Below are 523 nucleotides of genomic sequence, written 5' to 3'. Positions count from 1 at the left end.
GGGCGTCCACCAGTGCCCCTCGAGGAGCGAGGGCAGGCCGTAGGCCAGGTAGCGCCAGGCATGGTTCTCGCGCAGCGGGAACCAGAGCGCGGCGCTCACGAGTCCGGCCACGAGCACCAGACCGAGGGTGATGAGCGTCGCCGGGATGCGCGCGACGACGGTGATCACCGGATGCCTCGTCGGAGCCGCCGCATCCGTCATGTCGGCCAGCCTACCGACCGGGTCGCCGGTCGACGAGGGGTTCAGGCGGCCGGCAGCACGAGTGCGCGCAGCGCCTCGATGTCAGCCGCCTCGGCGACCGCGCCCTCGGCCTCGCCCGGGCTGCTGAAGCCCCAGTCGACGAAGATCACGGGCACGCCGCGCTCGGTGCCGCCCTCGACGTCGTGGTGGCGGTCGCCGATGAGCACGGGACGCGAGACGTCGATACCCTGGGCCTCGAGGCGGCGGAGGGCCTCGGCGACGATGTCGGCCTTGCGGCCGAGCGTGCGCTCATCGGCGGTGGCACCGGTGATCGAGGCGAACA

Annotated in this window: 1 protein-coding gene; it reads right to left on the bottom strand. The window is 73.0% G+C overall.

Annotated features, from left to right (window positions below; genetic code table 11):
- Positions 1 to 242 precede the first annotated feature (242 nt).
- On the bottom strand, positions 243 to 523 hold a 281-nt coding region (locus ACWKV7_RS23710), incomplete at its 5' end, for an HAD hydrolase-like protein (protein ID WP_483860165.1).

This window comes from Zestomonas ipomoeae, from assembly GCF_057128665.1.
The sequence above is the reverse complement of the archived record's forward strand: the minus strand, read 5'-3'. Positions and strand labels throughout refer to the sequence as shown.